This is a genomic window from Caulobacter sp. P1_B12_2, assembly GCF_056406675.1.
The window spans coordinates 1-5,789 of the sequence record NZ_JBFTZS010000298.1 but is presented as its reverse complement, the minus strand read 5'-3'; the positions used below and the strand labels follow the sequence as shown (position 1 = coordinate 5,789).

At 68.5% G+C, this 5,789-nt stretch carries 4 protein-coding genes and 1 pseudogene; 3 read left to right on the top strand and 2 right to left on the bottom strand.

The window, feature by feature from the left end:
- Positions 1-589 (top strand): annotated as a pseudogene (locus AC1DZ6_RS17320) (M56 family metallopeptidase); the annotation flags it as partial.
- A 7-nt stretch (positions 590-596) separates the two neighbouring features.
- Here the strand turns inward: AC1DZ6_RS17320 and ligD are convergent.
- Positions 597-3,383 carry a DNA ligase D gene (ligD, locus tag AC1DZ6_RS17315; protein WP_477098386.1) on the bottom strand — a complete coding sequence of 929 codons (2,787 nt, stop codon included), beginning with the start codon at positions 3,381-3,383 and terminating at the stop codon, positions 597-599.
- A 33-nt stretch (positions 3,384-3,416) separates the two neighbouring features.
- Positions 3,417-3,824 carry an MmcQ/YjbR family DNA-binding protein gene (locus AC1DZ6_RS17310; protein ID WP_477098385.1) on the bottom strand — a complete coding sequence of 136 codons (408 nt, stop codon included), beginning with the start codon at positions 3,822-3,824 and terminating at the stop codon, positions 3,417-3,419.
- A gap of 149 nt (positions 3,825-3,973) precedes the next feature.
- Between AC1DZ6_RS17310 and AC1DZ6_RS17305 the strand changes: the two genes are divergently transcribed.
- Both AC1DZ6_RS17305 and AC1DZ6_RS17300 read left to right on the top strand, forming a co-directional pair.
- On the top strand, positions 3,974-4,789 hold the full coding sequence (locus tag AC1DZ6_RS17305; protein ID WP_477098384.1) for a 2-keto-4-pentenoate hydratase: 816 nt from the start codon (positions 3,974-3,976) through the stop codon (positions 4,787-4,789).
- Positions 4,790-4,936: 147 nt separating this feature from the next.
- The coding region (locus AC1DZ6_RS17300) for an MFS transporter (protein ID WP_477098383.1) at positions 4,937-5,789 on the top strand (853 nt) is incomplete at its 3' end.

Genomic DNA, 5,789 nt, shown 5'->3' with positions numbered 1-5,789 from the left:
CCCTACACCTCCGCCGCCGCCTCCCCCGCCCGCACCGCCGGAAGGCGTCAGCCACAGCTATTTCCGGTTCTCCACGCCTCAAGAGCAGCAGGCCGCCGCCGAGGCCCGCGCCCAGGCCGCGGAAGCCCGAGCCCAGGCCGCCCAGGCTCGGCGCGCCGCCGCCGAGAGCCGGGCTCAAGCCGCCCAGGCCCGACGTCTCGCCGACAACGACCGCGCCCAGGGCGACATCGCCCGCCGGGCCGCCGACGAAGCGCGCGCCCACGCCGCTCAAGCCCGGGCCGACGGCGAGCAAGCCCGGCTGATGGGCGAACGCGCCCGCCAGGAAGCCGCGCGCCAGATGATCACGGCCCGCGCCCAGATGGCCCAAGGCGCCGTGCAGATGAGGAACGGCGCCCAGCAGATGCGCCAGGAGGCCGCCCGCCTGCGCGATCCCGCCTACCGCGCCCTGCAGATCGAGGACAATCGCGCGCGCGGCAACGTCGTCACCGACGCCGAGCTGCTGACCCTCTCCAAGCGCCTGCCCTCTCAAGCCGACGACCTGGACCGCCAGGCCGACCGGCTGGCGGCGGAGGCCCGCAAGGCGAGCTAGGGTCCGTTCATCCCAGCCGCTTGATCGCCGCCTTCAGGGGCTTGGCGGCGTCGAAATAGTCCTCCCAGGCGGTGCTCTTGGCGATCAGGCCGGGGGCGGTGCGGATCGTGTACTTCGTCGGGTCCAACCCCGCCTTCACCTGGGTCCAGTTCAGCGGCATCGACACCGTGCCGCCCGGCCGCGCCCGGGCCGAGAGCGGCGCGACGGCGGTCGAGGTGCGGTCGTTGCGCAGATAGTCCAGGAAGATCCGTCCCTCCCGCGCCTTCTTGCTCATGGTGATCAGATACTTGTCGGGCGCGTCGGCGGCCATGCGGGCGCAGACCTCGCGGGCGAAGGTCTTGGCCGCGTCCCACGGCACCTTGTCCGATAGCGGCGTGACGATGTGCAGGCCCTTGCCGCCGGTCGTCTTGCAGAAGCTGACCAGCCCGACTTCCTCCAGCCGATCGCGGATCTCGCGGGCGCCGTCGATCACGTCCTGGAAGGTCACGCCGAGCGCGGGGTCCAGGTCGAAGACCAGGCGCCCCGCCACCTCCGGATCGCCCGGCTGGCAGTTCCAGGGGTGGATCTCGACGGCGGCGATCTGGGCCGCGGCGATCAGCGCCTCGACCCGGTCGAACTGGATGTAGGGCTGCTTGTCGCCCTTCACCGTGGTCAGCTCGATCAGCGACGACATCCCGCGCATGGCGTGGCGCTGGAAGAAGGTCTCGCCGCCGATCCCGTCCGGAACCCGGATGATCGAGGCCGGCCGCCCCTTGATGTGCGGCAGCATCCAAGGGCCGACCGCCTCCATGTAGCGGGCCAGGTCGATCTTGGTCGCGGGCGCGCCGTCCACCTCGGGCCATAGCGGCTTGTCGGGCTTGGAGATCGTCACGCCCAGCACGATGCTCTCGGTCTTGGCGGTGGAGATCGTTCCCGAAGCCTTGGGCCCCGAAGCCTTGGCAGAGGTTTTGGGCGAGGCCTTCGGGGTGGGCGTCGCCAGCTCGGCGGTCTCGGCCTTGGCCGGGACCTCGGCTTCGACTTCGCTGGCCGGGATATCCTCGCGCAGCCCCTTGAACGAGGCCTGGCGGATCGAGCCGTCGCCGGTGAAGCCGGCATATTCGATCTCGGCCACCAGTTCCGGCTTCACCCAGTGGATCTCCGCCGCATTGCGGGGCGCGCCCTTGCCTTCGAACGGCGAGGTCTTCGTCTCCAGCGCCTTCAGCCGGGGCAGCAGCTTGGCGACCTTGTCGCGACCAAAGCCGGTGCCGATGCGGCCGACATGAGCCAGCTTGCCGTCGCGCATCACGCCGGCGATCAGCGAACGGAACGCCGAGCCCGTGGTCGTATAGCCGCCGATCACCACGTCGTGCCCGGCCCGGCACTTGGCCTTGGTCCAGGTGTCGCTGCGGCCCGAGCGGTAAGGCGCGTCCAGCCGCTTGGAGATGATGCCCTCCAGCTCCAGCTTGCAGGCCGACAGCAGCACCGCGTCGCCGGCGGTCTCGAAGTGGTCGACGAACCGCAGGCGCGGCTCGTCCTCACCCATCAGCGCCTTCAGCCGCGCTTTGCGTTCGCGCAGCGGCAGGTCGCGCAGATCCTCGCCGGTTTCCGCCAGAAGGTCGAAGGCGAAGAAGATCAGGTCGCCGGTGTCGCCGTCCGACAGCGCCGCCTGCAGGCCGGCGAAGTCGGGCTGGCCGGCGGCGTCCAGGGCCACGACCTCGCCGTCCAGGATGCTGTCGGGCAGGTCGGCGGCGGCCTGCGCGATGGCGGCGAACTTCGCGGTCCAGTCCAGCCCCTTGCGGGTGCGCAGGGTCGCCCGGCCGTCTTCGACCCGCAGCTGCACGCGATAGCCGTCGAACTTGATCTCATGCGCCCAGCCGGGGCCGGGGGGCGGACGGTCGAGGGACTTGCACAGCTGGGGCTCGATGAAGTCGGGCAGATCGGCGGGTTTCTTCCCCTTCCTGCTGTCATCCCGGACGAGCGCGGAGCGCGAAGATCCGGGACCGCCGGAAGCGCCGCGCTCAGGCGTCGGTCCCGGGTCTGGGCTTCGCTTCGCCCGGGATGACAGCGAAGGGGATGAAAACGTCCGCGTCTCCTCCGCCTCCTTCTGCAACGCCTCGCGCTCGGCCTTGGTCCGCGAGGTCCAGACCGCGTCCTTGTCGCCCTTGACCTTCAGGATGAAGGGCTTGGGCCCCTTGCCCTTGCCCGCCGCGATGTCGGCCATGGTCCGGCCCGAGGCGATCGAGGCGTCCTCCTCCAGCAGCGCCATGCCCTCGCCCGGCCGCGCGGCGTCGTCCTTGTGCTTGATCAGCAGCCAGTTGGAGCGTTTTCCCCCTTCCTGTCGCTTGGGGCCATCCTTGGCGTTGCGGTCCCAGTTCATCCGCACCAGCACCCACGAGCCGTGCAGCCGCTCGCCTTCCAGCACGAACTTCAGCTCGCCCTTCTTCAGCGCCTTGGCCACGTCCTCGAAGCCGGGTTCGGGCGACCAGTAGCCGCGGTCCCACAGCTGCACCGTGCCGCCGCCGTACTGCCCCTGAGGGATCGTGCCCTCGAAGTCGCCGTAGTCCAGCGGATGGTCCTCGACCTCGACCGACAACCGCTTGTCGGCCGGGTCCAGCGACGGGCCCTTGGTCACCGCCCACGACTTCAGCACCCCATCGACCTCCAGCCGGAAGTCGTAGTGCAGGCGCGTGGCGTCATGCTTCTGGATCACGAACCGCGCATGCGGCGCGGAGGCCACGGCGTTGTCGCCGCTCGGCTCGGCCGTCTGCTGGAAGTCGCGCTTGCGACGGTATTCGGCGAGCTGTTCGTGGGCCATGGCGCGGCTCCCCGTCTGGTAGAGACTTGTCTGCTAGGGGAAATCGCCGCCGGGGTTCGCGGTTCCGGATCGCTGGGCGTCGATCCGCTTGACCAGGGCCTTGGGCGCCAGGATCCGCCACGCCTGGGCCAGCAAGCCCGCCAGTTCGGCCTCGTCGATCGCCTCCAGCCGCACCAGCACGGCGGGATAGCCGCGATAGTGGTCGTCGTCGAAGAACCGATCCGGCGCGGCCTCCAGCAGCATCTCCTTGGTCTCGCGCAGGCAGCGCACGGCGATCACGCCCTCGACCAGCTCACGCCGCGCCTTCGGATGAGCGCGCGCGAAATAGGACCAGGCGATCCCCTTGCCGTGCACCTCGAACGCCAGCCGCGCCCCATCGGGGCTCGCCACGATCTCGGGCAGGGCCAGGGCCAGACGGCGAAGGGCGGCAAGATCAACCATGCCGGCCATCATCGCGCCCGTTTTAGGGGCATGACAATGCTCTGCCACCGGTGTCGCGTTGCCCGATTGTCAATGACACCGGTTTCCATTATGCACGAACAAAGCCCGTTTAACGGGACTGTAGTGTAACGCGAGGGAGGATTCGCGGCGTGACCGTTTCCGAGGCCGAGAGCGAGGTGTTCGCACCGGCGTCCATCGCACCACAATTCGTAGAGGCGCGCCTGAAGGGCGTGTCGGTCCCTGGCTATCCGGGCGGCGTGCTGCCCCAATCGATGGCCGACGGCTACGCGGTCCAGGATCTGGCCATCGACATGTGGCCTGACGAACTTGTCGGCTGGAAGGTGGGCCTGGTGCCGCCGCAGCATCGCGAACGCCTGGGCGCAGAGCGTCTGGCCGGCTGCATCTTCAAGACCAAGGTCTGGAACGCCGGCGCCGAGCCGACCCCGTTCCGCGCCATCGCCGGCGGCTTCACCGCCGTCGAAGCCGAATTCATCATCCGCCTGGGCAAGGACGCTCCGGCCGACAAGACCGAATGGACCGCCGAGGAAGCCGCCGAATACGTGGGCGAGCTGATCGTCGGCATCGAGATCGCCGGCAGCCCGCTGGCCACCATCAACCAGCTCGGCCCGCCCATCGTCGCCTCGGATTTCGGCAACAACGACGGCCAGATCCTGGGCACGGTGGTCGAGAACTGGCGCGATATCGCCTGGGAAGACATGCCGTCGGAGACCTTCATCAACGACGTGTCGGTCGGCAAGGGCGGCGCGTTCTCGATCCCCGGATCGCCGTTGGCGGCCCTGGCCTTCCTGCTGGGCCACGTCGCCTCGCGCGGCCGTCCGCTGAAGAAGGGCATGCTGGTCACCACCGGCGCCAGCACCGGAATTCATGACATTGCCGCCGGGGATACGTCCCGCGTAGACTTCGGCCCGTTCGGCAGTGTCTTCTGCGTGGCCGTCCCGGCCTAGAGCCTGGTCGCGCGCCAGGCGTGTTTTGCTCTACCAAGTCTTCTTCAAGCGAACGGATTTCCGCTTCGCTTGAAAAGGCTCTAACGATCGGAAAACCGGCGGGGGCGTCGGAATAATTACAAGCCTAAGGGTGAGGATGTGACGTCCATGGACGCTCCAACAATGCCGGCTCCTTCTGCGAAGATCGGGCGGTACAGGTGGGTGATTGTCGGCCTGCTGTTCCTGGCCATGGTGATCAACTATGTCGATCGCCAGACCATCGGCCTGCTCAAGCACGACCTGTCCACCGAGTTCGGCTGGGACGAGACCCACTACGCCGATCTGGTGTTCTACTTCCAGCTGGCCTACGCGATCGCCTACCTGGCGTGGGGCAAGATCATGGACAAGATCGGGGCCCGCTGGGGCTTCGGCATCGCGTTCCTGATCTGGCAGGTGGCCCATATCGGTCACGCCCTGGCGCGCGGCTTCGGCGGCTTCGCCATCGCCCGCATGGGCCTGGGCATCGGTGAAGCCGGCGGTTTCCCGGGCGGCATCAAGGCCGTGGCCGAGTGGTTCCCCAAGAACGAACGCGCCCTGGCCACCGGCATCTTCAACGCCGGCACCAACATCGGCGCCATCGTCACGCCGCTGGTCGTGCCGGGCATCGTGCTGGCCTTCGGTTGGCAGATGGCCTTCATCGTCACGGGGATCGCCGGCCTGGTCTGGCTGCCGCTGTGGCTGATCGTCTATCGCCGCCCGCGTGAGCAGAAGAACCTCGGCGCCGCCGAACTGGCTCACATCGAGCAGGACCCGGCCGACCCCGTCGAGAAGATCGGCTGGGCCAAGCTGCTGACCAAGAAGGAAACCTGGGCCTTCGCCCTGGGCAAGTTCCTGATCGACCCGATCTGGTGGATGTTCCTGTTCTGGCTGCCCGACTTCCTGGGCAAGCGCTACGGCCTGGACCTGAAGTCGTTCGGCCCGCCGCTGATCGCCATCTATCTGCTGTCGGATGTCGGCAGCG